This is a genomic window from Streptomyces sp. MJM8645 (genome assembly GCF_001625365.1).
GTDB lineage: Bacteria > Actinomycetota > Actinomycetes > Streptomycetales > Streptomycetaceae > Kitasatospora.
The window spans coordinates 1-26230 of sequence record NZ_LJJF01000002.1 but is presented as its reverse complement, the minus strand read 5'-3'; the positions used below and the strand labels follow the sequence as shown (position 1 = coordinate 26230).

The following is a 26230-nucleotide window of genomic DNA, read 5'->3' as shown; positions in this document are numbered from 1 at the left end:
GATGGCCCAGCTCGTCCTCACCGGCCAGATCCACGGCCAGACCACCACCCAGTGCAACTTCACCATCGCCGTGAACGGCGGTGACCAGGTCGGGCCGGACAGCGTGGTCCTGGACCAGTCGATCTTCAACATCCCGGACACCGACGCGTCGATCGACATCCAGGCGGCCGCCCTCGACCAGACCAAGTACGGCACGCCCACCGCCCACCTCGACATCGACTCCTCCGGCACCGTCCAGGCCACCTTCCCGCCCGACGGCAACTGGCCGCCACCCGCCGTCACGTCCTCCGACTCCGGCCAGACGATCCAGCTGACGGTCCACTTCTCGCCGCTGCGCGACGTCACCGAACAGGCACGCGTCAGCCTGGCCCAGACCGGCAGCGACTACCCGGGCAGCCCGCCCGCCCCACCACCCGGCGACATGAGCTTCCGCACCCCCGGCGTGGCGCTGCCGCCGGGGGCCTACTCCCCGCCCCCGGGCGTAACGGACAGCACCTTCATCGCCTCGCCGTCGATCACCGGCGGCGCGATCCAGGTCGAGACCCGCAGCGTGACCCCCGGCGGCGAGGCCGTCGTCCTCCGACTCCCCGGCATCGATGCACCGCAACTCGTCGCCGTCTACTGGCCCTCCGGCGTGTCCAGGGACCCAGGCGGACCGCCCGCGCCCTTCCTCGTCTACTTCCACCCGGGCATGGCCCAGAACTCCCCGGCCTTCTACAACGAACCCCGGGACCGCCACGACCCGACCACCGGCAGCACCTACCCCTTCGGCTGGGACTACCAGTTCTTCGGCCTGCTCAACTACCTCCAGTACATCGGCGACCCGTTCCTCACCAACCCCTTCGCCAAGGGCCTCCCGCTCCAGATCGACGGCGCCGCCCGGAACGTCGTGCTCGTGCTCCCGCTGATGCGGGTCGCCGGCAACCCCTGCGACGAGATCTCGTCGTTCGCGGACGCCACCGTCCTCCAGGAGTACCTTCCGGAGATCCAGGCCCTCATGTTCCGGCGCAGCGGCAACTTCCAGTTCGGACCGATCGGCCGCCTCGGCATGGCCTCCTTCAGCAGCGGCCACGCGGCCCTCACCTGCTTCCTCGGCAACACCGCCAACCAGGCCCACCCGCTCTACCTGGACACCCTCCAGGAGGTCTACCTGTTCGACCCGCACGCCGACCTGGTCTCCGAGACCCTCGCCCCGCTGACCCAGGTCACCGCCTGGGCCCGGCGCGGCACCTCCGGCACCAAGACCGCCCGCCTCTACACCCAGAACGACCCCGCCCAACTCTCCCCGCTGCTCACCCAACTCGGCGTCACCGCCCCCGGCCCCGCCCCCTTCGACGCCGCCACCCCGGACGACCGCAACTCCCTCACCTCCCTCCCCCTCGCGGCCTGGAACACCCTCGCCACCCAGCAGGGCAGCGCCGTCCCGTACGCCAACACGGGCCAGGTGCACCAGGTGCTGCCGGCCCTCATGCTCACCGACGCCCTGCGCCGCAGCCGGTTCTGACCCGCCCCCCGCTCCCCGAGCCCTCCGCCGGCACACTCCTCGACCACCTCGTCGAGTGGCCGACGGCTCCGGGAAGGTGTGCCGCTGGATGGCCCCATGTCCGGGACGGGAGTGAGGAGTTGTCCCGGTTGTCCGGAGTCGAGCGGAAACGTTCCCGGGGTGGCTTTTGCAGCAGTCGCCACAGCGGGTCTACCGGCCGGTACGGGGAGTAGCGTCTCGTGCTGGCTCCCTGGGTCCTCGCGGGAGCTGCCCTGGCCGACGGATCACGGCCGCCGGCCGGGGCTGGACGTCGATCACACGTAGGTTGAGTATGCCCAAGCCCGACCGTAGCCATGGAGCGCGCCCGAAGGCGCCCTCGATGGCGGTGAACGCTATCAGTCCCGTCCCGCCGTCCGCGGGAGCGCAGCAGCTGTGCGGGCGGGTCATCGGGGTGTGCGGGGCGCGCGTGCCCGTGGCCCTTCTCGCTCTGGACGGCGCCTAGCGGTACGTCGCCGCGCTCGCCCTCGGCGCGCTCTCGCACGGCAGCGTTGTCACCTGGTGGCGGCTGACGCTGCGTTGACATCGGCCGGTGCGGGGAACAGCCGCACCCCCGCATTCCGCGCACCCTCCCGCGCACCCCCCGCCCGGCTCGCACGCCGGACTTCGACGGCCATCCCAGGATCTGCATATGCCACAGGCATCATCTTCTGGGCCCGGTACCGCCCCGGGCCCGCCCCACCGAACCCGCCGAACCGAACCCGACGCCGGATTCCTGGCGTTCGTGGCCCTTGTATACGACCGCTACCTCGACTACGCCACGGCCCGGCTGAGGGACGGCGCGAGCGGCGCGGCCGCCGTCGAGGAGGCTCTCGCCCACGCCCACGCGCGCTGGGCGGTCCTGCTCGCCGGTCCCTCGCCCGCCGGTGACGCCTGGTGCGTGCTGCGCGCCGCGGTGACCGCGCACCGCCCCCGCCCCGGCGCCACCGCGTCGCGGCCAGGACCGGTCGACCTGCTGCACCGCCACCTGCCGGACCCGCTGGCCGACGCCGCCCTCCTCCACCACGGGCTCGGTCTGTCCGTCTTGGACGTGGCCCGCCTGATGGGCACGGACCCCGGCGCGGTGAGGGCGGGGCTCCGCAGCGCTGACCGGCTGATCGCCGCAGGCGGGGCCTTCTCCCTGATGGAAGGGAGGGTGCCCAGGGCCTGAACGACATCGCTGCCACCCGCCGCCACACGTTGTGCGCGGGCGGATGGCGGCGCACAGGACTGTCCAGCGCCGCGCCGCGCGCCACCCCCTTTGGGTGATGCACCGTCAGGCACGTGGCGCTTTCAGTCATGCGATCTTTACAATGGGCGCTCAACAGCCGTGCGGCCTGCGATGGTTGCCAGGAGCGAGGGGCGCTGTGGGGTCCAAACGTGAGATCGACGTCACCGTGCCCAGTTCGGCACGCATCTACGACGTGTTGGCGGGCGGGAGCCTGAACTTCGACGCCGACCGCGCCGCCGCCGAGTGCCTGCGCGAGCGGGTGCCGGACGTCGACGCACTCGCACTCGCCAACCGGTCGTTCCTGCACCGCGTGGTGCGGGCGCTGGCCGCCGAGTACGGCATCCGCCAGTTCCTCGACTGCGGTTCGGGCCAGCCGATGACGCTCAACGTCCACCAGATCGTCCAGGCCGTCGACCCTAGGTCGCGCGTCGTCTACGTCGACAACGACCCCATCGTGATCGCCTACGGTCGCGAATCCCTGGACGAGAACGACCGCACCGCCATGCTCAACGCCGACATGACGGACACCGAAGGCATCTTCGAGCACCCGGCCGTCAAGGAACTGCTGCGTCCGGACGAGCCGACCGCCGTCCTGTTCGTCGCCTCGCTGGAATGCCTTCCGGACTCCGCCCAGCCGCGCAGCGTAGTGCGACGCATCGTCGAGCGCCTGCCCTCGGGCAGTTTCGTGGTCATCAGCCACGCCGTCAGCGGCGACCCACAGCTGCGTGGCGACGTCACCAGGATCATGGCCGAGCAGACCGGCGAACTCTGGGGCCGGGTACGGGAACAGTGGGAGGTCGACGCCTACTTCGACGGCCTGGCCCTCGAACAGCCCGGCCTGGTCGACGTCGCCGACTGGCGCCCCGAGTCAGCCCTTCAGCAGGCCCTGCGCTCCAGCCAGTGGCAGCAGTACGGGGGCATCGCCCGCGTTCCGCATCCTCAGTCGGCCGACTAACGTCCCTCGAACCGCTTCAAGGCCTGCGTCAGGATGTCCATGCTGCGCCGCCGGTGGGCCGCGCCCTGGCTGATCTTCAACATCAGCTGTACGTAGGATTCCATGTCCGCGCTGGCGTTCTTGCCCTTGCGCACCTTCTTGCGCGCGCTGGGCTCCCCGGTGTCGGCGGGGTGGTAGGTGGACGAGCTGAGGCCTTCGATGTAGACCATCTCGGGCGGTCCCTCGGGCTGGAACATCAGGTGGGTGAGACCGCTGACGGGCGTTGCGATGGTCTGGTCGAGTGGCACGACGCGTACCTTCACGCTCGGCATGTCCGCCACGTGCAGCAGGTGACGCACCTGCGCCGCCATGACGGCGGGACCGCCGATCGTCAGCTGCAGCGCGAGCTCGTTGATCATGAGGACCGTTCGCGCGGGCGGCGAAGCGAAGAAGCGCCGCTGCCGCTCCATCCTGGCGCGGACCCTGTGCTCCGCGCGCTTCTCGTCGACGGCCAGGTGGTGGCCGGCGATGATGCCGCAGGCGTAGTCCGGTGTCTGCAGGAGCCCGGGGATGATCGTGGTCTGGTAGGAACGCAGCTCCCGGGCGACCGGCTCCAGCCCCAGGTAGGTGCTGCAGTGCGCGGCGACAGCACCCTCCCACTCCGGGGCCTCGAACCATTCGAGTTGCCGGCCCCGCTCGACCAGGTCCTGTAGCTCCCGCAGTTCCCTGGAGTCGATTCCGTAGACCTCGGCGAGGGTGGCGACGATCTCGCCGGAGACCGGCGTCTTGGCGGACTCGATGCGCGACAGCGTCGAGTACGACAGTTTGGATTCCGGCAGCAGGATCTTGCCGTGCGCGGCCGCCCGCTCCTGGGACAGGCCTCGCCGGTCACGGGCCCGGCGCAGGCGTTCTCCCAGGACCACCCGGTCCGCCGTGGGAGTGCCCCGCACCGGCGGCGCCGGCTTCTCGGCGCGAGGGTTCAGCGGCAGGACGGCGGCGAGGCCGTGGTCGCTGGAGCCTTCCGCGGGCTGGAGCGGGCTCTCGCCTTCGGCCGCGCGAGCGCCGATGGGGCGCTCGTCGGCGGGAAATTCGGCAGATTTGGAAATGGACGACACGCGGACTCCGTAGGCGATTCGGGTGGCCTGACACCAATGGCCCACATCCTCCCACACGCCGTGCCCGCGTGCCGTCACGCGGCAGAATCCCGGTCAGAATATGAAGCTAATCTGACTTATCTGATTCTTGAATCTCCCTTTAGGCGATCAAGTGGTCGAACTCGTTCCGCTTGGCGCCGTCGAGGAACGCCCTGATCTCACCGCGCGTGACGATCAGGGCGGCACCCTCTGGGTCGCGGGAGTTGCGGATGGCCACGTCGCCGGTCGGCAGCCCGGCCAGCTCGACGCACTCGCCACCGTCTCCGTAGCTCGCCTGCGCCTTGACCCAGGCGACATCCTCGATCAGCGCGGCCGACATTCCATTGGTGAAGCCCTGCATGTGACCTCCCGCATTCGACGTACTCGACTGGCGGCCTTCGGGTATGACCGGAGCCCGATCCGGACATCCCTCGGACAGCCTGGGGTGCTGCAATTGCAGCACCCCGTGAGCCATGAATGCTAGCCATTTATTTTCGAACACCGCACCGGCCGAATGGGGGATCTGAATAGCGATTATCTGCTTAAATTCGGCTGCTGATCGGCGCGGCATGGTCGGGGGCGGGGAGGGCGGTTACCGGCATCGGGGGCTGCATCCTGGTGCCTGTCGGTCCGTCAGGCCGATCCCGCCCGGAGTCGGGGAGTGCCGGGACGGCGCGGTGAGCGACGTGTAGTGCTCGGTTCCGAGGATCCGATACCTGACGTCCTCGGGCAGGCGGGCCAGGATTCCGGGGAGCGGGCGCTCTCCCTCGACTTGGCTGCGGTGGGCCGTGATCGCGGCCCACTTCTGGTCCAGCCACTGGCGTACATCGCATGTCACGTCGGCCAAGGTGTCCGGGACGCTCAGCACGGATTTGCCGACCCGGTTCAGGAGGGGCCCGAGGTCGGCGATCGCCGAGTGGGGGTGGGTGGCCAGGTGGACGGCGGCGGGCTGCCAGGGTTCCCCGGCGTCCGGGTAGAGGTGTTCGAGTCCGGAGGCGGCGACGGCCAGCAGGGTCGCCCGGTGGGTCTGCCGGTGGTCCGGGTGGCCGGTCAGTTGCCCGTAGGCGTCGTGGGTCAGCACGATGTCGGGCCGAACCGCTCGGATGTGCCGCACGATGTCCTCGACCACGCGGTCGACGGGAGCGTCGCACAGCCGCGGCCGGCCGGGAGCGGACTGCGGGACGCGGGCGTCGGCGTAGCCGAGCATCCTCGGTCCGCCGGCGCCCAGGATGTCCAGGGCCTCGGCGAGTTCGGCGGCGCGGTGGCTGCCCTCGGCCCACGTGACGGTGACGACAGCCGTCCGGGCCCCGGACGCGGCGTGCTGGGCGAGGGCGCCGCCGACGAGCAGCGATTCGTCGTCCGGGTGCGCGAGCACGGCGAGCAGGGACGGCAGGGGTGGCACGGCAGGTCTTCCCTGTTCGGCCGGCGCCGGGCGAGCGGCTGGTGACGGCTGCCCGGGGCGAAGACGGGCGGCGAGGGCGGCCATGTCGGTGGTGAACCGGTCTGCGAGGTCGACGCCGGTCTCCTGGGCGATGACCATGAGCGAGAACAGGCAATCGGACAGCTCGTGGCCGATCGCCCCGGCACTCGCGGCCACGTCGGCGCGGTGGCCCTGGTGGGCCATGACCAGCTTCGCGAGGTCGCCGACGTCGCCGGTGAAACCGAGGACGAAGTCCGACAGGCCCCAGGTGCGGCCCAGCTTGCGCCGGTTGATCTCGTCGTAGAGGTCGCGGACTTCGCCTGCGGCGGCGCACATCTCGTCCCAGGTGGGCATCGGCTGCTCCGTTTCGGGTGCGTGGTCAGGCGGGATCGGCGGCGGGTGCGGTCCTGTCCCGCTGGTCGGGGATCTCGGTGGCGTACTGGCGGGCCTGGAGGAGGTAGGAGGAGCGGTAGCCGCTGTTCGGGTCGGCCATCAGCTGCGCGTGGGTGCCCTGTTCGGTGAGCCGGCCCTCGCGCAGGACGTAGATGAGATCGGCGCCTGCGGTGGCGGCGAGGCGGTGGGTGATCAGGATGACGGTCAGGCCCTGGTCGGCGAGTTCGCGGATGCGGGTGAACGCGGCGATCTCGGACTTCGCGTCGAGGGCGGAGGTGGGCTCGTCGGCGATCACGAGGTGGGTGGGGCGTCCGCCGGGCCCGGTGGTGGTGGCCCGGTGGTGGGTGCGGGCCATGCCGACGCGCTGCCACTGACCGCCGGACAGCTGGACGCCGCCCTTGAAGCCGCGGGCGGCGAGGGTGTCCCAGCCGTTGTCCTGGGCGTCGATGATCGGGTGCAGGTCGGCGTAGTCGGCCGCGCGCTTGAGCAGGGCCGGGTCGTCGCCGTGTTCGGGTCGGCCGATCAGGACGTTGGCCCGCAGGGTGAGCGGCCACTGCTGGAAGCCCTGTTCGAGGACGGCGGAGGAGGCGAACAGCTGGTCCCGGTCGGCGGTCGCGGCATCGACGCCGTCCCACAGCATCCGGCCGGCATCGGGCAGGTAGAGGCCGGTGAGGATCTTGACGAGCGTCGACTTGCCGGAGCCGTTGTCGCCGACCAGGGCGACGACCTGCCCGCGCGGGATCCGCAGGGTGATGTCGGACAGGGCCGGGCTCGTGCGGCCGGGGTAGGTGAAGGTCACTCCCTCCAGGGTGATGGCCGCGGGGCGGCGCGGGAGGTCGGTGCCGCCGGCGGGGATGGCGCGCCGGTCGGCCTCGCGCTGGAGGCGGTCGAGGTCGGTGACGAACAGGGCCTCCTCGTACAGGTTGTTGACGGTGCCGACGAGGGAGGTGATGTCGGCGGCGCCGGTGCGGATGCCGACGACGGCGGTGCCCGCGACGGCGAGCGCCATCTGCCCGTCGTGGACGAGCCAGCCCAGGACGGCGAAGGTCGCGGCGGCGGCCAGCCCGGAGAGGACGGAGGCGAGCAGGGAGGTGGTCGCGGTGGCGCGGGCGAGGCGGTTCTGCTCCTGCTCGGACGCCTCGGCCATCGCGATGTAGTGGCCCAGGATGAACGGGCCGATGGCGTGGACGCGGACCTCGGGCGCGGAGTGCGGCTGGGTGAGCAGTTGGGCGAGCAGACTGGCGGCCCGGTGGTGCTGGAGCCAGGCCATCACGGAGCCGTAGCGGCGCCGGGCGGAGCGGACCGCGCCCCACCCCTTCGGCGCGGCGATGAGCACCAGCATGGGCAGCAGCACCGGGTCGAGGGTGAGCAGGACGCCGCCGGCGGCCACCATGCCGAGCAGGGCGGTGAGGACGGCGATGCTCTGGCCGATCAGGCGCCGCACGGCCGCCGTGCCGTACCTGGCGGATTCCAGCAGTCTGCTGAACTCGGGGTCCTCCACCGCGGCCAGCTCCACGCGGGCCGCGCGGCGCAGGTAGGCGACGGTCGCGGCCCGCTCGGTCTTGGGCTCCAGCCGGCCTCCCGCCCAGGAGGAGACCACGCCCAGCACCGCGGACAGCGCGGAGGCGCCGCCGATGGCGAGGGCGGCCGGCAGGGCCGCGCGCAGCAGTTGGTCGGTGCTGCCGGAGGCGAACAGGGAGGCGAGGGCGCGGTTGGTGGCGAGCAGGCCGAAGGCGGAGGCCAGCGCCCGTCCGGTTTCGGCGACGGCGATGGACACCAGGGCCACCCGGTCGGCCTGCCAGGCCAGGCGCAGGGCGGTGCGGAGCATGCCGGGGATCTGGCGGGCGACCGTGAGGAAGCTGATCCTGAGCATGGTCTGCTCATGGGAGGTGAACCCCCAGTCGGGGAGCAGCCGTCCGCCGAACAGGAACTGCTCACTGTCGGAGACGTGGTCGGCCGGCGGGGGTTCGGCCGGCGGCGGTTCGAACGGCGCGGGTTCGGCCGGCGGGGGTTCGGACGGACGGGACTTCAAGCGCTCTCCTCCACAGTGCGGTTGAGGCGGGGCAGGGGCGTCATCCGGGTTCGCCCGGCCGGCGGGGTTCGGAGACGAGGTACTCGGCGACGCCGGTGCGGCGGGCGGTGAGCGAGGCGCGGAGCGTGCGCAGTCGGCGCGGGGTGACGATGCGCCCCCACTCCCCGACGGTGCGGACGGCGTGACCGCTGTGCTCGGCGGGGTCGGGGGTGATGCGTTCGAGCTCCTTGTCGGTGAGCCGGCCGCCGTCGAAGGTCACGCCGATCTTCCAGGGCCACGGCGGCTCCGGCGGGGTGAAGGAGAGCATCAGGAGGCGAGGGGCGTCGTCGAGGGCGGCGGGGACGAAGCCGATCTCCTCGGCGGTCTCGCGCAGCGCGCACGTCCACGGGTCCTCGCCGTCGTCGAGGAGGCCGCCGGGGTACTGGTATTCGCCCGGGTGGTGGACGGAGGTGAGCAGCAGCGGCCGGTCGTGGCGGTCGGTCAGGAAGACGCCGGCATAGGAGATGCCGTGCGGCAGGGTGGGGACGAACCGCTCGGGCGGGACGAAGACCACGGTCAGGCTCCTCGCTGGTCGTGACGGCAGGGGTGGCCGAGCCGGGTGCGCAGGTCGGCGGCGAGGCGTTCGGCCCGGCCGGGGTCGTCGGGCAGGATGCCCGAGCCCTCGGCCATCAGCGCGTGGAACTGCTGCTGCTCGTACGGGATGCCGGGCGGTAGGGCGGCGATGTGCCAGTGGACGTGGGCGTTGCCCTGCATGCTGCCCAGGCTCAGCACGTAGAGGCGCTCGGTGGGGACGGTCGCGGCGAGCGCGGTCGCCACCCGGTGCACGACCAACTGCAGGGCGAGGTACTGGTCCTCGGTGAAGCCGCTGATGGTGTCCTCGACGTGGGTGCGCGGGGCGACCAGGAGCTTGCCGGGCAGGGTGGGATAGCGGTCGAGGAAGGCGACGTGCACGCCGTCGTCCAGGACGATCCGGTGTTCGTACCCGGGCTCACCGGCGAGCATCGAGCAGATGAAGCAGGGGCCGTTGCGGGCCCGCTCGTTGTAGGCGTCGAGGTCGAAGGCGGTCACCGCGTCCAGCCTTCTGCACCGGGGCGCAGCGCCATGTAGCCGTCGACGGGGTCGAATCCGAGGGTGCGGTAGAGCGGGGCTCCGGTTTCGGTGGCGCGCAGCTCGATCGATCCGCAGCCGCTGTGCCGCAGTGCCTGGACCAGGGCGGTGGTGACGGCGCGGGCGTGCCCGCGCCGTCGGTGGGCCGGGTCGGTGGCCACGGTGTGGATCCGGGCCCACCGGCCGGTGGGGTGGGTGGGGCCGCGGTAGCCGCGGTAGACGATGCCGATGGCGCAGGAGGCCAGCGTGCCGTCGTCGGCGGGGACGACATAGGCGAGCAGGTTCGGGTCGGTGCCGAGCCGCTCGCGCATGTCGTCGCGGAAGGTGGTGCGCCAGTCGTCGGTGAGCCGGGCGCCGTCGAGCACCGCGACGCGCAGGCGCAGCAGTTCGTCGGCGTCCTCGGGGCCGGCGGGGCGTACGGGGGATCCGGTCATGCGGGACTGCCTCCGGGGTTCGGTGGGTCACTCGGGTGGTTGTCGGGGGAGGCCGAGGCGGACGAGGCGGACGAGGCGGACGAGGTGTCGGTCGGTGCCGCCGTCGGGCCGCTGCACGGCGTGGTAGGCGTACGGGATCCGGCTGGGGTGGGGAAGGTGACGGTGCCTTCCTCAGTCCTGGACCAGGTCGCGGGGGTCGGCCCCCTCGGCCCAGCCGTGGGTGGAGAACCCGCGGCCACCGGACAGGTACGCGGACAGGGCGGCGTGGGAGGACGGGAACATCGGCAGCGGCAGCTCGCCCGCGGGCGACCACACCACGGCGAGGTGCTTGCCGGGTTCGGTGTTCGTCAACTCGCCCTGCCAGGCGGTGGCGAGGAACACCGACAGCAGGAAGGGACCCTTGCCGTCCCAGCCCTGGCGGACCTGGATCGTGTGGACCAGCCGCAGGTCGCGCGGGTCGACTTCCAGCCCCGTCTCCTCCGCCAGTTCACGGGCGGCGGCCTCGTCCAGGCGCTCGCCGACCTCGACCTTGCCGCCGGGGATCGTCCACACCGGCGTCGTGCTCCAACTGTTCGTCGCGTAGTTGATCGTCGCGACCCGGCCGCCACTCCGGTCGTGGACGATGACGGCCACCGCCTGTCGCAGGCTCTCCACAGCACTACCTCCAAGGGCGCTCGATCAAAGGGGACTTGGGGACTTCACGGGGCCGACGCCGGTCCGTGCAGCGGCTCCAGGGCGGTGCGGGGTGAGCTGGAGCATCACGCGCACGGGTCGGCTGGGCGGCCGACGGGGCCGACGGGGCTGGGCCGGGTCACGAGGCCTCCCCGGTGGGCTGGTCGGCCGCTGCGGCGAGCAGCGGCAGGTAGTGGTGCAGGTAGGGCGGGACCTTCAGATCGAGCACCTCGTCGAAGGGCACCATGCGCACGGCCAGGCCCTCGTCACCGAGCCGCAGGTCGCTCTCGGGGCCGTCCCGGACGGCGTGCAGGACGCGGGTGAGCGGGAGGCCGAGGTCCTGGTGCGGGCCGGGGAGGGTCCGCAGCCCGGTGATCTCGACGCCGGCCTCCTCGCGGACCTCGCGCACCGCGCTCTCCTCGGCGTTCTCGTCCCCCTCGCGCCAGCCGCCGATCGGAGTCCAGTAGCCGGGCCAGGCCATGCCCGGCCTGTCTTCGCGCAGGTGCATCAGCAGTCGACCCGCGCGGTCGGTGACGAAGACCAGGACGCCCTCGAAGTCGTCGCCATCCGGGGCGGGGCGCTCCAGGTAGAGCGGGACGCCGCAGCGGTGGGCGCGCAGCACCTGCCGGAGCCGCTGGTAGTGGACGGGGGTCATCCGGGAGCGCCAGTCGTGGGCCGTCTCGAACCGGAACTCGGTGTGCTCGGCCGGATCGAGCCGGATCCGGGCCTGCTGCTCCACGGTCAGCGTGCCGCCGTCGAACACGTAGCCGGCGACCGGGACCGGGTAGTCGGCGTCGGCCTGCGTGTGGATCACGGCGACCAGGCGCCGCCGGAGCACCTGCGGGTTCTCCGCGGCCAGGTCCAGGCCCAGCTCCTCCCGGGCTTCGCGCAGCGCGGCGTCGAAGGGGCTCTCGCCGTGCTCGACGTTGCCGCCGGGCATGTTCCACACGCTCGGGTCGACGGTCGAGCGCATCCCGAGGACGCGGCCGGCGGGGTCGGTGACCAGGAAGGAGCCGTAGGCGCTGGGCCGGGCGATGGTGGTCAGGTAGCCGCCGACCGGCCGCCAGCCCGGGATCGCCAGGCGGCCGGTCAGCCACTCGATCACCGCGCGTTGGCCGTCGCTGGTCGTGGGCAGCCGGTCCGCTGGAGCCCACTGGTGGGAGTCGTGGTCGCCGGAGAGGACGACCGGGGTGCCCTCCGGAACGACGGTGGCGAAGACGAACTGCCGCACGCGCCGGCCGTTCGGGTCGGTGAGGTGCAGGCTCCGCGCGTACTCCAGCGGCAGCCCGGCAAGCCCGGTCTGCTCGGCCAGTTCCCGCGCCGCGCCCGCCGCCACGGGCTCGCCGTCCTCGTGGCCGCCGCCCGGGTACTCCCACAGGCCGGGCAGGACGTCGTGCGCGGCCCGGCGGATCATCAGGATCCGGCCGCAGGTGTCGCGGACCACCACGCCGACGCCGATCCGTTCGGCGCCCTCGCGGAAGGCGAGGCCGGTCAGCATGTCGAAGTCGATCACCGGGTGGGCTCCTCGGTCTCTCGGGCGGGTGTGTTCCGCCGGTCGGTGCCGGTCTTCGCCGCAGCTCCTCCGAACACCGTCGGCGCGCGGGCGCGCAAGTGTGCTGGAAGAAGGCGATCCGACGTCCAAGTTTCTTTCTGCGGAGCTGAGTTAAGGAACCTCCTAGAGGTTGGCGGTCTCCGATGATGGTGCTGTTCGAGCGCGGCGTTCAAGCGGATTACCTCCGGGCGAGCCCGGGTCGAACGGGGAGGTTTCGAGCACCTCCGGGCGCGGCCGAGGGCGTCCTCCAACTGGCCACGGACGGGCTCGTACAGGTGCGGAGCCCAGCGCGCAGGCGGCGAGAGCCTGTTCGAGCCCGGCTGTCAGACCGGGTTCGAGGCGGTCACGGACGCCCGGGCAGCCGAGGAGGTCAGGCAGCGCGTAGCCGTCGCCGGATTCACCCGTTCGGATGATCGTCGAGCGCCGGCCGTCCACCTCCGCACCGTGGCGCAGTGCAAGGGGCAAGCAGGGCGAGGGGGCCGGCGATGCCGTGTGCTTCCCTGTCGAGTTCTTCTGTTCATTCATCAGGGCCCCGGACCAACGGATGCGGAGCGATCGGTCCCGGCTTCCCGCAGTGCCGGTTCCTCGTCGTCTGCCTGTCGGGCCCGGGGCCGGTCTCACGGACCGTGCATGGCAGACTGCGTCCCCGTGATCGATGAATTCGCCAAGGAGTACTTGCACAGTGATCTGCGCGATGTCCGGGAGGCGCTGGTCTGGAAGCTCGACGGGCTGTCCGAATACGACGTCCGCCGACCTCTGACCGGCTCGGGCACGAGCCTCCTCGGACTGGTCAAGCACCTCACGAACATCGAGTACCGGTACTTCGGCAACGTCCTCGGCCGCCCGTGCCCGGAGCCGCTGGGTCGGTGGGACGACGAGCGGCTCTGGGCCGAGGCGATGTGGGTGACCGAGCACGAGACCCGCGAGGAGATCGTCGGCCGGTACCGCCGGGTCGCGGAGCACTCCGACGCGACGATCGACGCCCTCACCGTCGAGGCACCGGGCTACGTGCCCTGGTGGCCCCGTCCGAACGTCACATTGTTCAGCGTCCTGGTGCACGTGCTCACCGAGACCAACCGGCACGCCGGGCACGCCGACATCCTGCGCGAGCACCTCGACGGCGCCACCGGGACCGAGGCGAGCCACGCGAATTCGCAGCCCGACGCCGCGTTCCGGCAGTCCCGGTTCGCCGAGGTCGAGCGGGCCGCCAGGGCGGCGGTGGGCACACCCTGACGAGCCTAAGCGGGCGTTTGGAGAGCTCTACTCCTGTGACGACATCCACGAAGCCTTCCTCACTCGCGGATGCGCACTCATCTGCTGGCGGCGGCTTGTCTCCCTACCTTGACAGCATCGGAACCCAGTGATCCATCACCTGGCACAGGCACAGGCGCTGACGATGGTCGGCAATCCAGTGGTCAGCACGGATCCGGCCAGACGCCCCGCTCGGACAGGTGGAGCACGAGGGCGGCGATGTTCCAGGCGTCGTCCTCGCCGCTGTGGTGACGGCCTTCGAGTCGCCGTCCGGCGAGCTCCAGGGCCTTCGCCATGCCGGGGCGTTTGCGCAGGCCGTATGCCTCGGTGAAGGTCGTTTTGGCGTTGGTGTGGTGCCGGCCGAAGGGATACGGCGTCCCGGTGGCCTGGCACTGCCGGGTGAACTGGTTGCGGTCGTAGTCGCCCCAACTGGCCCACGGGCGTGCCCCGGCGTGGTGTTCGGCCGCCAGGAGCCGGCACGCTTCGGCGAAGCCGACCCCTGTGTCGACCTCGTGCTGGGTGAGGCCGGTCAGTTCCGTGCAGAACTCGCTGACCGTGGATCGGGCGGGCCGCACCAGGATCCGGTGGCGGGCGAGGCGTTCGCCGGCGTCCAGATCGACGACGGTCAGTCCGATCTCGATGATCTCGCTGACCGCTCCCCGCGGTTGGCCGCCGGCCCAGCAGGTTGCTTCGACGTCCACGACGTTCAGGAGGCGCTCGGCCCCGGTGCTGTCCATGGCGGGAAGCGTAGGGAGGAGCGGCGGCCGCGGCACCTGGTTTTGCCTGCCGGGGCGCGGATGCGCCGCGGCCCCGCACCCCCGGGTACGGACGGCGGTTGCGGCAGGTCGAGACCAGCCGGGACGGTGGTTCAGTCAAGACGAGCGTTGAGGACTGGCCGTTCAATGCGCCGTTCGATCTTCATGATCCGCAATACGTGGCCAGGGAGATCGGCCGTGATGACTTCGAGGGAGCATGGCGGCGAGCGCGTCCTGAGTCCGAGGGTTGATCAACGGGGCCAACTCCCGCATATCAAGCAGACGTTCGAGAACGACGGCAACCCGTGCCTTGCTTCCTTCGAACAGGGCGTCCGAACTGTTCGTGACTCCCGCAGCCGTAGCCGTAGCCGCAGCCGTCGGCTCGTAGGCAACGCCCTCCTGCTCTTTGTCGCGCCAGTGCGCGAGGCCATGTCCCGCGCCTCCCGGGACGCGCCCACCTCGACCGAAGAGTCGCCGAACTCGACTCGGGTACACCCCTACTGGCGGGAGCATCAGGTCAAGATCTGGGCGGCCCATGACCGGGCCACCCGGTTCGTGGCGGAAGTGACCAGGGCCGCTGCCCTCTTCGACAGTGCCTTCGGGTTCGACCGCTCGCGCGACCGAGTCGCGTCGAGGTCGTTCGCAACAGACCGAGAGTCCGCCGCGGAGTAGTGGAGCAGTGGAGTAAACGCGTTTCCTTCGACGGGAGGACAGTTGAATTCGCCATCTGAGCAGGCGGTCGGGGTCCGGGTCCGTGACCTGGTACGGGACGTGGTCGCCGTCTGCGCGCCCGAGGAGGCGGTCATGGTCGACGGCCTGCTGCGACGGAGCGACGCCGAGGTGCTCGCCCGGCTGCGACGGCTGCGACGGCGGCGCGGCGACCGTGATCCGCTCGGTTTCGGTCTCGCCGAGATCGCTCCGCTGGTGGCCCCGCTGCTGTGGCTGACCCTGGACCGGGCCCGCGAGAAGCTCGCCGAGAACCTGGTGGAGGTCGCCTCGCGCGGATCGTCGGCGCTGTGGCGGCGGGTACGGCGGCGGGTGCGGCGGCGCCGGTCGGCTCCCGAGGTCATCCCGCCACTGACCCGCGATCAGCAGCGCTTGGTCCACCGCATGGTGCTCGACGCGGCCGGGGAAGCCGGGCTCTCCCCGGACCTGGGACTGCGGATCGCCGACGGCGTGGTGGCCGGTCTCGCACTGGCCGACCCGGACGAACAGCCGGACGAACAACCGGACGAACGGCCGGACGAGGCGGCGGAGGGCGGCCCGGGCCACGTGCCGGGGGAACGATGACCGGTGCCGGGCCGCGCCCGGCCGCCCTCGACGAACGGGTCCTGGGCGCGGGCACCAGCGCCCGCTTCGGCCTCCTGCTGGTGCTGATCGTGGCGTCCAGCGGATCGATGTTGCTGCCGGTCCTGATGTACTTCCGTCCGGGCAGTTCGACCGGTTGCCTACTGGCGGCCGGGGTCGACGTCGACCGGCTCGGCACGTGGGGCGGGACGCTCCGAACGACGGGGCAGGCCCTCGCCTACCTGCCGTGTATCGCCCTCGACGACCCGCCGCTGCCGTGGTGGCAGATCCTGCTCGGACCGGCCGCCGTGCTGGTGCTCGCGGCGGCCGTCGCGTCCGTGCTGCCGCGCTGGAAGCAGAGGCCCGGGCTCTGTGTTGAGCTGGCCGGGGTCGACCGCACCGGCGCGGTGGGCACGCGGGTCCGGGAGCTGGCGGCCGACCGGGTCGACCGGGTGCCGGCCCTGTTCGTGGCCCCCGCCGCGCTCACCCGGGGCGGCGCGGTGTTCGGCAGCAACCGCCGTCCCCGGCTGCGGCTGAACGGCGCCCTGGTCGCCTGCCGCGACACCGACCCGGACACCTTCGACGCCGTCGTGCTGCACGAGCTCGCCCATGTCGCCAACCGAGACCTGACGGTCACCTACGCCACTGTCGCGCTGTGGCGCTCCTTCCTCGTCCTGGTGCTGTGCCCGTACGTGCTGGTGACGCTCTGGGTGAGCGTCCGGCTGGTGGCGGCGGGCGCCCCGCTGTTCACCGCGATGAACTCGCGTCAGCTGGTCCTGCCGGTGCTGACCGTACTGGTGATCTCCGTCGTCCGCGCGGACGTGCTGCGCAGCCGCGAGCTGCACGCCGATCTCACGGCGCGCCGGTGGGGCGCGCCGCTGGAGCATGTGTGGGCCACCATGCCCGTGCGGGAGAGCCTGCGCGGGGTGCGGAGGTGGGCGGACGCCGCGATGGAGACGGTGCGGATCCATCCGCGTTGGGAGGTCCGCCGCGACGCGCTCGCGGACCCGGCTCCGCTGTTCGAGGTCAGGGCGCTGCTGATGTTCCTGATCGGCATGATCGCCTCCCTGACGAACTACCACCTGATGTGGCACTTCGTGCCGCACATGGCGATGATGAACGGCTGGCTCTACCAGGCCGTCGGGGCCCTCCCGGCGGCGGTGGTGTCGACGTCCACGGCGCTGCTGCTGTGGCGGGCGGTGGTCCGGGCCACCGTGCTCGGCCTGCGCTGCCCTACCGGTGTGCGAGGCGGGCTCTGGCTGGGTGCGGGGATGGCCGCCGGATCGGTGCTCAACGGGCAGTCCACCGGAGGGCTGTGGCTGCCGGTCGGCTGGTGGGCGCTGGGCCTGGTGGTGGCCGCCGCCGTCGGCTTCACCTGCTGGACCGCCCAGTGCGCCCGGCTGGCGGCCACTGTCCGGCCGGGGCGGTCACTGCGCTTCCCGCTGGCGCTGGGTTTGGTGGCGGGGTGGCTGGTGCTGTCGGCCTGGCTCACCTGGTGGGACTACTACGGTGCGTCCTTCGCTCACGGCTCCTGGTTCGACCGCGGGGGCGCCCAGCAGGCCGTCGTCCGCTGGTTCCCTGGCACCGGGACGGTCCGCCCGGACACCACCGCCCTGATGGCACAGGTGCTCCCGGTGTTGCGCGACGTGGTCCGGGTGCCGCTGGTCCCGCTCGCCGCCGTCGCAGCGTGGGCTGTCCCGCTCGCCCTGTGGGCGGCCGGCAGGCCGGGGGCAGCCCCGGACGCCGCGCCCGGCCCGCGCCCGCCGTCCCCGCGCCCGCCGTCCCTGCGCCGCGCCCTGGGCGCCGCGCTCGGTGGTGGGGCGCTCGCCGTCCTCGGCGTCGGCGCCGTCCACCTCTGGCTGCACCACCTCCACGTGGGCGCGGACCGGCGCGGCGGCCTGTACGCCTTCAGCTACGCGATCTGGTGCCTGGCGGCGATCGTTCTCGGCGCGGCCGCCGCCGCCGTGGTCGCGGCCCGCGCACCGACCTTCCGGCTGCCCGCGGCCCTGGTCGCCTCCGGCACTGCCACCCTGCTCGGCCTCGGCTGCACAGTGCTGCTGATGTCCACCGACGGGTGCCTGGGACCGCTCGCCGTCCTGAACGGCGGCTGCGGCTGGCGGCCCGCCTGGCGGCAGCTGCAGGGCGGCCTGACGTTCCATCTGGTCATTCACACGGCGCTGCTGCTGGCCCCGGTCACCGCCCTGCTGGTCACCGCCCTCGCCGCGCTCGGCCGCCGGGTGACCCGCCGGGTGACCCGCAGGGGGACACCGCGCCGCGTCGGCTCCGACCCGGTCGTCGACCTCCGGTCCGGCCGGCGGCCCGGCGTCCTGCCGACGATCGGCCACGGCACCTGCGCCGTGGCACTCGCCACCGCGACCGTCCTCGTCGTCGCCGACATCCACGACCAACTCCTGACGCCCGCAGAGACGGTGACGCCCGCCACGCAGGCCGCGTTCCAGCAGTCGATGGGGCTGCCGACGCTCGCGGTGACGCCGGACATGCGCCGCCGCCAGGTCCGCGCCTGGTACCGCGTCGGCGGCCGATACCTGCTCGAACACGCGATGGCCGACAACACCGCGCTGCTGAAGGCCCTCACCGAGGCCCAGCACGACCGACGCATCGACGTCACCCCCGCCCTGCTGGCCACAGTGCGCCCGCTCTGCGCGGACCTGCGGAACGTCGCCAGCTGGGAGCCCTACTATTTCCAGGTCCCGGACCCGACCGCGCAGGCATCGTGGCACCGGTTCGGCACAACTGCCCTCGCCGCCGGCCCGAGCTGCACCGAGGCCGTCGACCGCGCCGACACCGACACCTTCCTCACCTCTATGACGGACCTGCTGGAGGCCGCCAGGGCCGTTCTCGATGCTTCCGCCCGCGTCAAGCAGATCGTCGACGACCCGAAGGACCCCGTCTTCACCCGCCCTCCCCTCGCCCCGCCCCAACCACGTATCTGACGCCACGTCACCCATCCTGGGGGCGGAGGGGAACGACGCGCTCGACGTCCTGCCGTTGGACGCGAAGGGCGTCGCCCGTCCCGCTCGTGCACCAAGGAGATCCTGGAGTTGCGGGGTGTGGGCGTGGCCGGTTTCCCGGGCGACGTCCCGCCCCTGGGAATCGGCCGGCTCCCACCGGGTTGCACCGCTGACCCGTGAGAACACCCGTGATCCGGGCCGGAAGGAGCGTCCGGACCACCTGGCACGAGCCCGCTTGCCGGCCCTGGGCCCGGCGATCGGCCACCACGGCCCCGCGCCCTCGTGAGTGCGGGGCCGGCTGTTGCGCGGCGGTCCTCAGTGCATGAGGAGGGCCTTGACGCCCGAGAGCACCGGGATCAGCTGGTACCGCCCGTCGCCGGGGCCGCAGGAGGGCTTGGTGTCGGGGGTGTTGGAGATGTTCGTCCCGGCCTTGAAGCGTCCGTCTCCGCTCGGGGCGAAGGTCGTGAGGTGGTCGCGGTAACCGTCGAAGTAGTACATGCACTGGTGCAGGTTCAGGTACCGCCCGGCGGTCAGGTCCAGGGCTGTGGCGCTCGACAGCAGGGGGATGGGGTGGTCGGTGCCTCCGCCGCCGCAGCTGACGGTGGTGTCAGGGGAGTTGGAGATGTTGGTGCCGGCGACGAACTTGACCTCGGTGGTTCCCACCACCGAGGTGAGGTGGTCCTGGTCGAAGTCGCTCCAGAAGATGCACTGGTGCAGGTTCAGGTAGTGCCCGGACGTCAGGTCGTAGGGTTCGGCGGCCGTGTAGACGTTGGGCTCGTAGCGCCCGTCCCCGGGGCCGCAGGCGGCGGCGGGGACCGGGGGTGTCGGAGACGTCCGTTCCGGCCCTGAACCGCCCGTCCAGGCTCGGGACCAGGGTTGTCATGAGGTCGAAGTTGCTCGCCCCGAGCGGGCTGTTGTAGACGCACTGGTGCAGGTTGAGGTACCGGCCGGCCGGGGGCTGCGAAGCGATGGGGGTGGGGCCGGCTGCGGCGGGAGCCGGACCGGCCAGTGCAGCGACGGACTGGGCGGCGGCTACGAGCGCAGCGGAGCGCGGGGCGAGGCTCATGGGGATTCTCCGTGACGGGGCGCGGCCACTTCGGGCGAGCAGCCGTCACGCAGGAGGCTTCCCGGGGCGCAGCGGCCCGGGGCGCCACGCTTGTGGAACTTCACCTGAAACGACCGGGCGGCGGGGGGCGGTGAATCTCGTCCCGGGCCGCTGGTGAGTTTCGCCTCGGATCCGGTGAGTTTCGGGTGTTGCCGCAGGTCAGGGGCTGGTGAGAACCCTTCACGCTACGCCGTCCGGGTGATGGCGGGATTCGGCACCTCGGCGCGGTGGGCAGAGCCCGCGGCATGACGACACCTTCGCGGTGCCGCCCGGCCGCTCCCCATGACGGACCTCGTCGTGGCGGGTCTACTGCGTGCTGGGCGAGTATGCGAGCCGCAGGCGTGGTGCTGGCGGCAGCGGTGTAGGCGCTCCCGTCTCCGGTGCGGCGCGGAACGCCTCGATCACGTAGGCAGCGAAGCGGCGAGAGGACGTGAGCCGGGCGGCACGCGGCGCGTCTTGGAGGCCCCGGTGGGCCATGAGCATGAGGATCAGGTCGTCGACGACGAAGCCGGGGCGGAGCTGGCCGGTGTCCTGGGCGCGGCGTGTCAGTTCGGCAACCCTGCGCGAGGTCCGTTCTCGGTCGGCGGCGAAGTCCATGGCCTCGGGGAAGGCTGTCATGAAGGCGTCGGCGAATCCCCGGCTGTGTGCGTGGAGTTCGCAGATGCGCTCGACCAGGCTCCGGAATCCGTGCCACGGGTCCGGGTCTGCGAGGGCGTCGCGGACGGTGGCGTGGCAGGCTCGCCGCTGCTCGGCGAAGGTCTCCACGATCAGTGCCTGCTTGGTCGGGAAGTGCCGGTACAGCGTGGCGGGGCCGATGCCTGCCTGTCGGGCGACCTCGCGCATGGGCGCGTTCAGGCCCTCCTCGCTGAACACCGCGCGGGCGGCGTCCAGGATGCGGGCCCGGTTGTCGCGGGCGTCGGAGCGCGCGATGTGAGGCAAACGGTCGGTCATGGCCTCTCACTTTAGCCAATTGGACGGGGGCGTCCGTTACGGTCCGATGGCGGTGACGCCGCCCCGCCCCGCCACCCTGCTGGTGGTGCCTCGGGCTGGGGAGCCGGGCTCGCCGCTCACGGTCGCAGCAGTTGTGGCCCGTTCGTTCACCGGCCTAAGGAGCAGAGATGAAAGCCGTCGTGATCAGGGAGTTCGGAAACCCTGACGGTCTGGAGGTCGTCGACTTGCCCGTGCCCGTCCCTGCCCCGGGGCAGGTGCGGATCACCACGGAGGCCATCGGGGTAGGCGGCGTGGACGCCGTGATCCGCCGGGGAACGCTCGCCGCGTACGGCTTCCGGGAGGGCCATCTCCTGGGCAGCGAGGTGGCGGGTAGCGTCACCGCGGTGGGAGAGGGCGTGGACGCTTCGTGGATGGGGCGGCGGGTGTGGGCGTTCACCGGCCTGTCCGGCGGGTATGCCGAGCAGGCCGTCGCCTCGGTCGAGGACGTCCTTCTGCTGCCTGACGGCCTGACCGGCGCGGACGCGGTGACTCTCGGCGGTTCCGGTGTGGTCGCCCACTTCGCCCTGGACCGCGCTCGTTTCGCGCCCGGCGAGACGGTGCTCGTGCGCGGTGCGGCGGGCAGCATCGGGATCACAGCGGTTCAGCTTGCAGCCAAGGGCGGTGCGGGCGCGGTGGCGGTCACCACCTCATCGGCGGAGCGTGGCACCCGCCTGCGGGACCTGGGCGCGACCCATGTCCTCGACCGCTCCGGCGAGGGCGGCTCGGACGCACCGGCGGGTTTCGACGTGGTGATCGATGTCGTGGGGGGTCCTCAGCTTTCCCTGTTTCTGGACCGGTTGAACCCGAACGGGAGGTATGTGGCTGTCGGCGTGGTCGGCGGGCAGCCGCCGGCGGACTTCGGCATGCGGCTGATGGACGCCTTCCGCAAGTCGCTGTCGTTCGCCACCTTCAGCTCCGACACCGTGCCCGGCTCCGACAGGCAGGCGGTGCGGTCGTCCCAGTTCGATGATGCCGTGCACGGGGACCTGCGCACGGTCGTGCACGAGGTGCTGCCGCTGGACCAGGCGGTGCTGGCTCACCGAGCAATGGACGCGGGCAAGGTATTCGGCAGGGTCGTGTTGGCGCCCTGAGCCGGGCAGGAACGGTGTTCGCGGCGCACTACCGCAGCAAGGCCGACCTGGTCCGCGCCGGCGGGTGACTCCCGTTGAGGGGCTGGTGTGCGGGGTCGGCCGTACCCGGGCGTTTCCGTCCGGGTGTTCGGGGTGTGCCGCCGTGTTGTGTCCCGACCTGGATGACCTGTGGGTGAAGAGTTATGAGTTCGTGTCGGATGGTTCCGGGCTGGGTGGTACGGTCCCGACCACAGGTCTAGACAAGTCAATGATCGTTCGGTCAGGGGAAGTTCGTTGCGTCGCTCTGCTTCTGCTGCTCTGTCCACAGTCGTATCCATCACGTTGCTCTCGGGGTTCTGGGCCGCTTCCCCGGCCCAGGCGGCCGTCTCGGGGACGGCACCCGCCGACTTCACCGGCACGGTGTCCCTCAACTCCACCGGTACGGTCGACAGCGAGGCGGTTGTGACCCTCTCGGGTACCTACCGCTGCTCAGGGCCTTCTTCCTACGCCGTCGTCAACAGCTCGGTGGGGGACAGGGTCGCCATCGGCACGTCTGTCATCTGTGACGGTGCCGAACACGTGTGGGTCAACCATGGCAGGCCCAACCCGGGGCCTCTTGTGAGGGTCGGTCAGGCCGAGGTCACTACGCGCTTGCAGCGGTGGGAAACAGGGAGCAATGGCTTCCCGCGCATTGTCACGCTCGCGGTCGATCGGAAGAGCGTCGATCTGCAGGCTGCTGCGCAGTGACGCAGGGCCCGTCGGCACGCGGGACGGACTCGTGCTCGTCGTGACGTGACCGCGGACGACCTGGTGGGGGAGCACCGGCGCGCGGAGGGCGGACATCGGCAGGCAGAGCCCGTTCTCCGCGGAGTCCCACGAGCCCGGCCCGAAACGCCTTGCCCAGCCGCCCCGATCCGCTCGTCTTCCGGGGAGCCGCCAGGACGATGGCCGAGTCCGTCCCGGCCGTGGTCGCCGCCGACCGCCTCCCGGAGATGACCGACGGGCAGAGCCGGGCGGTGGCCGAGGCCACCAGCGCCGGCAGCGCCCAGCCGATCCGCACCGTCGACACCCTGGGCTGCGCCCCGCGGCAATGGCCGGGTCCCCGCGCTCGTCGGCGTAGGGTACCCGGCCACCAGCGTATCGGCGGGTATCCGCTGCCCCTGGCCGGACGGCCGCACCCTGTGGTGCCCCACCGCCGCCGGACGCCGCGCCGCCGTCACCACGCTTCCGTCCGGAACCGAACTCGCCGCGCTGCGCCCGGACCAGCCGAGGACACCGGCGGCGTACTGCGAGCACGCGCTCGACGTCGCCGCCAGCGCCGGTCTCGTCATGGCGGACGACGGGCTGAGTCGGCTGCGGCCCGGGGCGCTCGACTTCCGCATCGTCCTGGTGATCCCGGCCTCGATCGTGCAGGGCCTTGCGTACGCGGGCTGGTGGACGGCGCCGTTCGTGGTCTGGCTCGTGGTCCTGGTCCTGGCCCTCGGCCGGATGCCGCAGCCGCTGTACGAGGCGACGGTCGCGGTCCTGCGCTACCGGATGCGCTACACCGCCTACCTGACGATGCTTTCGTCGGCCTGCCCCAAGCGCATGTTCGGCGAGGAGCCGGGCAGCGAACCGGAGGGCCCGGCGTCGGCCACCCGTCCGCTGGTCCTCGGCGGCGCCGGGCGCGGCCTGCTCGTCCTCTTCCTCCTCCTCGGCCTGGCCTCCTGGGCGATGGGGTCGGTCACCGCCTCGGTGAACTCGGACGACGACTTCGACAACGACGAGGTCACCAACCCCACCCAGAGCGTCCTCGGGCCCCTCGTCCCGGGCCTCGCCGACCGCGTGCCACAGGGCCCGCCCGCCGCCGGCTGCGCCGAGGGACGGCTCCCCGTGGGGGGCCGGTCCCAGGGGCGCGGCTCCCTGTGACCGGCCGGTGGGTTCAGTTGATGTGGAGCGTCGTGACGGTGCCGTAGTTCTTGGTGATGGCCTGGTTCTTGCCGAAGGTGTGGCGGTAGAGGGAGCCGTCTCCGGGCTCGTACTCGAAGTACCCGGCGTTGTTGCCGCTGCTGAAACTCGTGACCGACCTCTGGTCGATCCAGATGTCGCCGGCGTTCGCGAAGCACCTCCTGAAACCGGTGCCGTTGTCGTTGGTGATGCCGATGGTGAAGTAGTCGCTGGCAAACAGGCATTCGGCGAAGTTGACTTCGTTGGTCGCGTGGGCGGGCACGGTGCCGACGGCCAGAGCCATCATGGCGACCCCTGCGGCCACGGCGATTCGTCGCTTCAGCATGACGCAAACTCCCTGGTGTGTGAGGTGGGGCATGCGAGTCGAACTGAAGGGACACTAACAAGAGGTGTTGAGGTCGCAACCTGGTGTAACGATTTTCGGACATCATTCCAATTGCCGGGAATTTTGCGGGACTTTGCTGAGCCGAATTCCACACCTGTCACACCTGCCACACCTGTCACACGGACCCGCATGGCCGTCCGGGCCGGGCCGATTTGCTCCTCAAAGGAAGGCGACGGCGGGTCGTTTCGTCTACGGACCTGCTCGCCGTGCTGCGCCTGGGCGCCGCCGCCGCGGATGCCAACGGCGCCTTGGAGGTGTTCACTATCGGGTACCAGTCGTCGGTCCTGGCGCGGATCCACCAGGCGGGCCCGGACGGGCCGTGGTCGGCGCCCGAGCTCTTCGGCCCCGCCGGGGGCTGACCGCCGGCGGGCCCCGCGTGACGGAGCCGGGGAACGAGGCCCGGGGCCGGCCACCGCCACCGTTGCCGCCGTTCGGCCGTCTGGCCATCGCCTCCGATCTGTCGGGGCGCTGCTGGAAGGACACCGGGGAGTACGCCCGGCTGCGCCGTCTCGGTGTGGTCGACGACTGCGGGGGCTGTCAGGTCGGGCGGGCCCGGGGCCGGGCGTTCGGCATGCTGGAGGAGCGCATCGGTCCGTTCGCCGGCGGCTGGCCGGCCGGCTTGGGCGCCGGATCCGTCCTGGCTGTTGCCGACGTTGCCGCCTTGCGTCGATGGGGCGGCCTTGGCGGCGGCCCCGTACGGGCCGTGACGAGCGGCGCGCTCGTGGGCGGTGACGGCCTGGGGAATTCCCCGGACCGGCGCAGGGGCGGCCGACGGGCCGAGCCGATCGGCGACGAGCCGATCGGCCGCGAGCCGTCGCCCGGTGGGTGGACACGTCGGTCCACCCACCGGGCTCGCCGACACTCCTGGTTCTGCGCCGGTCCGGGCGTCGTGGTCGCCCGCGTCCGTGCGTGGACGGGGGTGGGGTGTGCTCAGCCGGCCGCGCGGTAGGCGGTCCCCACCCGGTTGGGGGTCGCCCGGTTGTAGAGGCCGGTGCCGCCACGGTCCGCGGAGAGGGTGAACCACGCGTAGCGCTCGACGAAGGGGAGTCCCTGGAGCATGGCGGTCGACTTCGTCACGAACGCGGCCTGTTGTTCCGGTGTCGGGTACCTCGGGGTGCCGCTGGAGAAGTCGATCAGGGCGTACTCGGTGAGCCAGATCGGCTTCTTGTAGCGGTTGTACACGGCTTGGAGGTAGCTGCGCAGTTGACCGGTCGCGGCGTCGGCGCGGAAGTCCGAGCCGTACCAGTGCAGGGGGATGAAGTCGACCTTGTCGTGGCGGGCGGCGGCGCCCTTCATGAACTGGTCGAGCCAGCCGCCCGCGGCGTCGCCGCCGCCCGCCACCGCGGGTGCGCCCAGGCGCATCCCGGTCGACTGGAGCCGGGGCCACAGGTCGAGGGCCCTGGTCACGCTCATGTTGGCCTGTGCCGGCAGGTCGGGTTCGTTGAATCCGAGCAGGGTCGTGCCTTCCTGCCTGGCTGTTCGCAGTTGTGCGTCGGTCACCGAGCCCGCGCCCCAGATCATGGGGACGAACTCGACGCCGGCGGGCGGTTTGATCTGTTGGCGGTCCGAGGCCCAGGTGAAGAACCAGCCGGCCCTGGAGTCGGCCAGAGCCTTGGTGACGTCGGTGAAGTTCCAGGCGCTCACGCCCTTCTTCTTCGCCGGGGCGGCGGTCGCGTCGGCCGCACTGCCGACGGTGAGGCAGGTGAGTACCGCGAGCAGGGCGGTGAACAGGCGCATTCGGCGTGGCAAGGCGTTCCTCTCTTCGGTCGCGCGGTCGCGGTCGTGACGGGGCCGCGGTGGCCCTGGAGTCTGGGGGCCGGGGTCCGGGGCGGGTGGCTCACGCGGTGGGGCCGAAGGTGACGGTGAAGCCGCTGCAGCGGCTGCACTGCTGCATCACCTTGTTGCCCGGCGTCTGGTCCTGCTTGGACCACGTGTAGGCCTTGGGACACTTCGCGCTGAGCGCGCGGCTGTAGCTGCTGGGGGTGTCCCGGCTGGGGTTGGTGCACAGCATCGGCTTGCCGTCCGGCCCGCGCGTCAGGTC

General features: G+C 71.7%; 24 protein-coding genes and 1 pseudogene. 10 read left to right on the top strand and 15 right to left on the bottom strand.

All coding sequences use genetic code 11. The features are described from left to right. The first annotated feature begins 1 nt into the window (after position 1). The 3 genes from A6F73_RS31140 (at position 2) to A6F73_RS31130 (ending at position 3705) form a co-directional block, all read left to right on the top strand. Positions 2-1504 carry a hypothetical protein gene (locus tag A6F73_RS31140; RefSeq protein WP_063351725.1) on the top strand — a complete coding sequence of 501 codons (1503 nt, stop codon included), beginning with the start codon at positions 2-4 and terminating at the stop codon, positions 1502-1504. Positions 1505-2264: 760 nt separating this feature from the next. Further along, on the top strand, positions 2265-2690 hold the full coding sequence (locus A6F73_RS31135; protein ID WP_063351724.1) for a hypothetical protein: 426 nt from the start codon (positions 2265-2267) through the stop codon (positions 2688-2690). Between the two features lie 196 nt (positions 2691-2886). Next, entirely contained in the window at positions 2887-3705 is an 819-nt protein-coding gene (locus A6F73_RS31130) for an SAM-dependent methyltransferase (protein WP_063351723.1), read from the top strand. On the opposite strand, the gene A6F73_RS31125 is transcribed toward A6F73_RS31130, so the two are convergent. The 9 genes from A6F73_RS31125 to A6F73_RS31085 all read right to left on the bottom strand — a co-directional run bounded on the left by A6F73_RS31125 (position 3702) and on the right by A6F73_RS31085 (position 12388). Further along, positions 3702-4799, bottom strand: coding sequence for a helix-turn-helix transcriptional regulator (locus A6F73_RS31125; protein ID WP_063351722.1), 1098 nt, complete (start codon positions 4797-4799; stop codon positions 3702-3704). The genes A6F73_RS31130 and A6F73_RS31125 overlap by 4 nt on opposite strands. 139 nt (positions 4800-4938) lie before the next feature. Next, positions 4939-5178 (bottom strand): DUF397 domain-containing protein, encoded by a 240-nt coding sequence (locus A6F73_RS31120; RefSeq protein WP_063351721.1) that lies wholly within the window; start codon positions 5176-5178, stop codon positions 4939-4941. A 231-nt stretch (positions 5179-5409) separates the two neighbouring features. Beyond that, complete coding sequence (locus tag A6F73_RS31115; protein ID WP_079136594.1) at positions 5410-6210, bottom strand: PIG-L family deacetylase; 801 nt, start codon at positions 6208-6210, stop codon at positions 5410-5412. 406 nt (positions 6211-6616) lie between these two features. Continuing rightward, entirely contained in the window at positions 6617-8662 is a 2046-nt protein-coding gene (locus A6F73_RS31110; protein ID WP_244293763.1) for an ABC transporter ATP-binding protein, read from the bottom strand. 40 nt (positions 8663-8702) lie between these two features. After that, positions 8703-9215 (bottom strand): NUDIX hydrolase, encoded by a 513-nt coding sequence (locus tag A6F73_RS31105; protein ID WP_159398604.1) that lies wholly within the window; start codon positions 9213-9215, stop codon positions 8703-8705. Between the two features lie 2 nt (positions 9216-9217). After that, a complete protein-coding gene (locus A6F73_RS31100) occupies positions 9218-9730 on the bottom strand; it encodes an HIT family protein (RefSeq protein ID WP_244293761.1) in 513 nt (170 codons plus the stop codon). Continuing rightward, positions 9727-10203 (bottom strand): GNAT family N-acetyltransferase, encoded by a 477-nt coding sequence (locus tag A6F73_RS31095; RefSeq protein ID WP_063351719.1) that lies wholly within the window; start codon positions 10201-10203, stop codon positions 9727-9729. The genes A6F73_RS31100 and A6F73_RS31095 overlap by 4 nt, the downstream gene beginning before the upstream one ends. A gap of 171 nt (positions 10204-10374) precedes the next feature. Then, positions 10375-10857 carry an NUDIX domain-containing protein gene (locus A6F73_RS31090; RefSeq protein WP_063351718.1) on the bottom strand — a complete coding sequence of 161 codons (483 nt, stop codon included), beginning with the start codon at positions 10855-10857 and terminating at the stop codon, positions 10375-10377. A gap of 157 nt (positions 10858-11014) precedes the next feature. Then, entirely contained in the window at positions 11015-12388 is a 1374-nt protein-coding gene (locus A6F73_RS31085; protein WP_063351717.1) for an NUDIX domain-containing protein, read from the bottom strand. Between the two features lie 687 nt (positions 12389-13075). On the opposite strand from A6F73_RS31085, the gene A6F73_RS31080 reads away from it, so the two are divergent. Continuing rightward, the gene (locus tag A6F73_RS31080; protein WP_079136591.1) at positions 13076-13660 is read left to right on the top strand and encodes a DinB family protein; all 585 of its coding nucleotides are present in this window, start codon (positions 13076-13078) and stop codon (positions 13658-13660) included. A gap of 182 nt (positions 13661-13842) precedes the next feature. On the opposite strand, the gene A6F73_RS31075 is transcribed toward A6F73_RS31080, so the two are convergent. Further along, positions 13843-14415: a 3'-5' exonuclease gene (locus tag A6F73_RS31075; protein WP_063351715.1), complete on the bottom strand. Its 573-nt coding sequence runs from the start codon at positions 14413-14415 to the stop codon at positions 13843-13845. 732 nt (positions 14416-15147) lie between these two features. Here A6F73_RS31075 and A6F73_RS31065 point away from each other — a divergent pair. Then, on the top strand, positions 15148-15723 hold the full coding sequence (locus A6F73_RS31065; protein WP_063351713.1) for a hypothetical protein: 576 nt from the start codon (positions 15148-15150) through the stop codon (positions 15721-15723). Further along, positions 15720-18674: a M48 family metalloprotease gene (locus A6F73_RS31060; protein ID WP_063351712.1), complete on the top strand. Its 2955-nt coding sequence runs from the start codon at positions 15720-15722 to the stop codon at positions 18672-18674. The genes A6F73_RS31065 and A6F73_RS31060 overlap by 4 nt, the downstream gene beginning before the upstream one ends. A gap of 333 nt (positions 18675-19007) precedes the next feature. Here A6F73_RS31060 and A6F73_RS31055 read toward each other — a convergent pair whose 3' ends face one another. Together A6F73_RS31055 and A6F73_RS31050 are read right to left on the bottom strand one after the other, a co-directional pair. Then, positions 19008-19358 carry a hypothetical protein gene (locus tag A6F73_RS31055; RefSeq protein WP_159398603.1) on the bottom strand — a complete coding sequence of 117 codons (351 nt, stop codon included), beginning with the start codon at positions 19356-19358 and terminating at the stop codon, positions 19008-19010. A gap of 745 nt (positions 19359-20103) precedes the next feature. Further along, positions 20104-20748: a TetR/AcrR family transcriptional regulator gene (locus A6F73_RS31050; protein ID WP_063351710.1), complete on the bottom strand. Its 645-nt coding sequence runs from the start codon at positions 20746-20748 to the stop codon at positions 20104-20106. 167 nt (positions 20749-20915) lie between these two features. Here A6F73_RS31050 and A6F73_RS31045 point away from each other — a divergent pair, with 167 nt between their 5' ends. The 3 genes from A6F73_RS31045 to A6F73_RS31035 all read left to right on the top strand — a co-directional run bounded on the left by A6F73_RS31045 (position 20916) and on the right by A6F73_RS31035 (position 23765). Continuing rightward, positions 20916-21878: a zinc-dependent alcohol dehydrogenase family protein gene (locus tag A6F73_RS31045; protein ID WP_063351709.1), complete on the top strand. Its 963-nt coding sequence runs from the start codon at positions 20916-20918 to the stop codon at positions 21876-21878. A 399-nt stretch (positions 21879-22277) separates the two neighbouring features. Then, positions 22278-22604 (top strand): DUF6299 family protein, encoded by a 327-nt coding sequence (locus A6F73_RS31040; RefSeq protein WP_159398602.1) that lies wholly within the window; start codon positions 22278-22280, stop codon positions 22602-22604. Positions 22605-23186: 582 nt separating this feature from the next. Then, positions 23187-23765, top strand: coding sequence for a DUF4389 domain-containing protein (locus tag A6F73_RS31035; protein ID WP_063351707.1), 579 nt, complete (start codon positions 23187-23189; stop codon positions 23763-23765). 13 nt (positions 23766-23778) lie between these two features. Here A6F73_RS31035 and A6F73_RS31030 read toward each other — a convergent pair whose 3' ends face one another. After that, on the bottom strand, positions 23779-24129 hold the full coding sequence (locus A6F73_RS31030) for a beta/gamma crystallin domain-containing protein (RefSeq protein WP_063351706.1): 351 nt from the start codon (positions 24127-24129) through the stop codon (positions 23779-23781). Positions 24130-24395: 266 nt separating this feature from the next. Here A6F73_RS31030 and A6F73_RS41735 point away from each other — a divergent pair, with 266 nt between their 5' ends. After that, entirely contained in the window at positions 24396-24548 is a 153-nt protein-coding gene (locus A6F73_RS41735; protein ID WP_159398601.1) for a hypothetical protein, read from the top strand. Between the two features lie 571 nt (positions 24549-25119). Here the strand turns inward: A6F73_RS41735 and A6F73_RS31020 are convergent. Both A6F73_RS31020 and A6F73_RS31015 read right to left on the bottom strand, forming a co-directional pair. Beyond that, positions 25120-25938 carry a glycosyl hydrolase gene (locus tag A6F73_RS31020; protein ID WP_244293759.1) on the bottom strand — a complete coding sequence of 273 codons (819 nt, stop codon included), beginning with the start codon at positions 25936-25938 and terminating at the stop codon, positions 25120-25122. 88 nt (positions 25939-26026) lie between these two features. Beyond that, positions 26027-26230, bottom strand: a pseudogene (locus tag A6F73_RS31015) (thaumatin family protein); the annotation flags it as partial.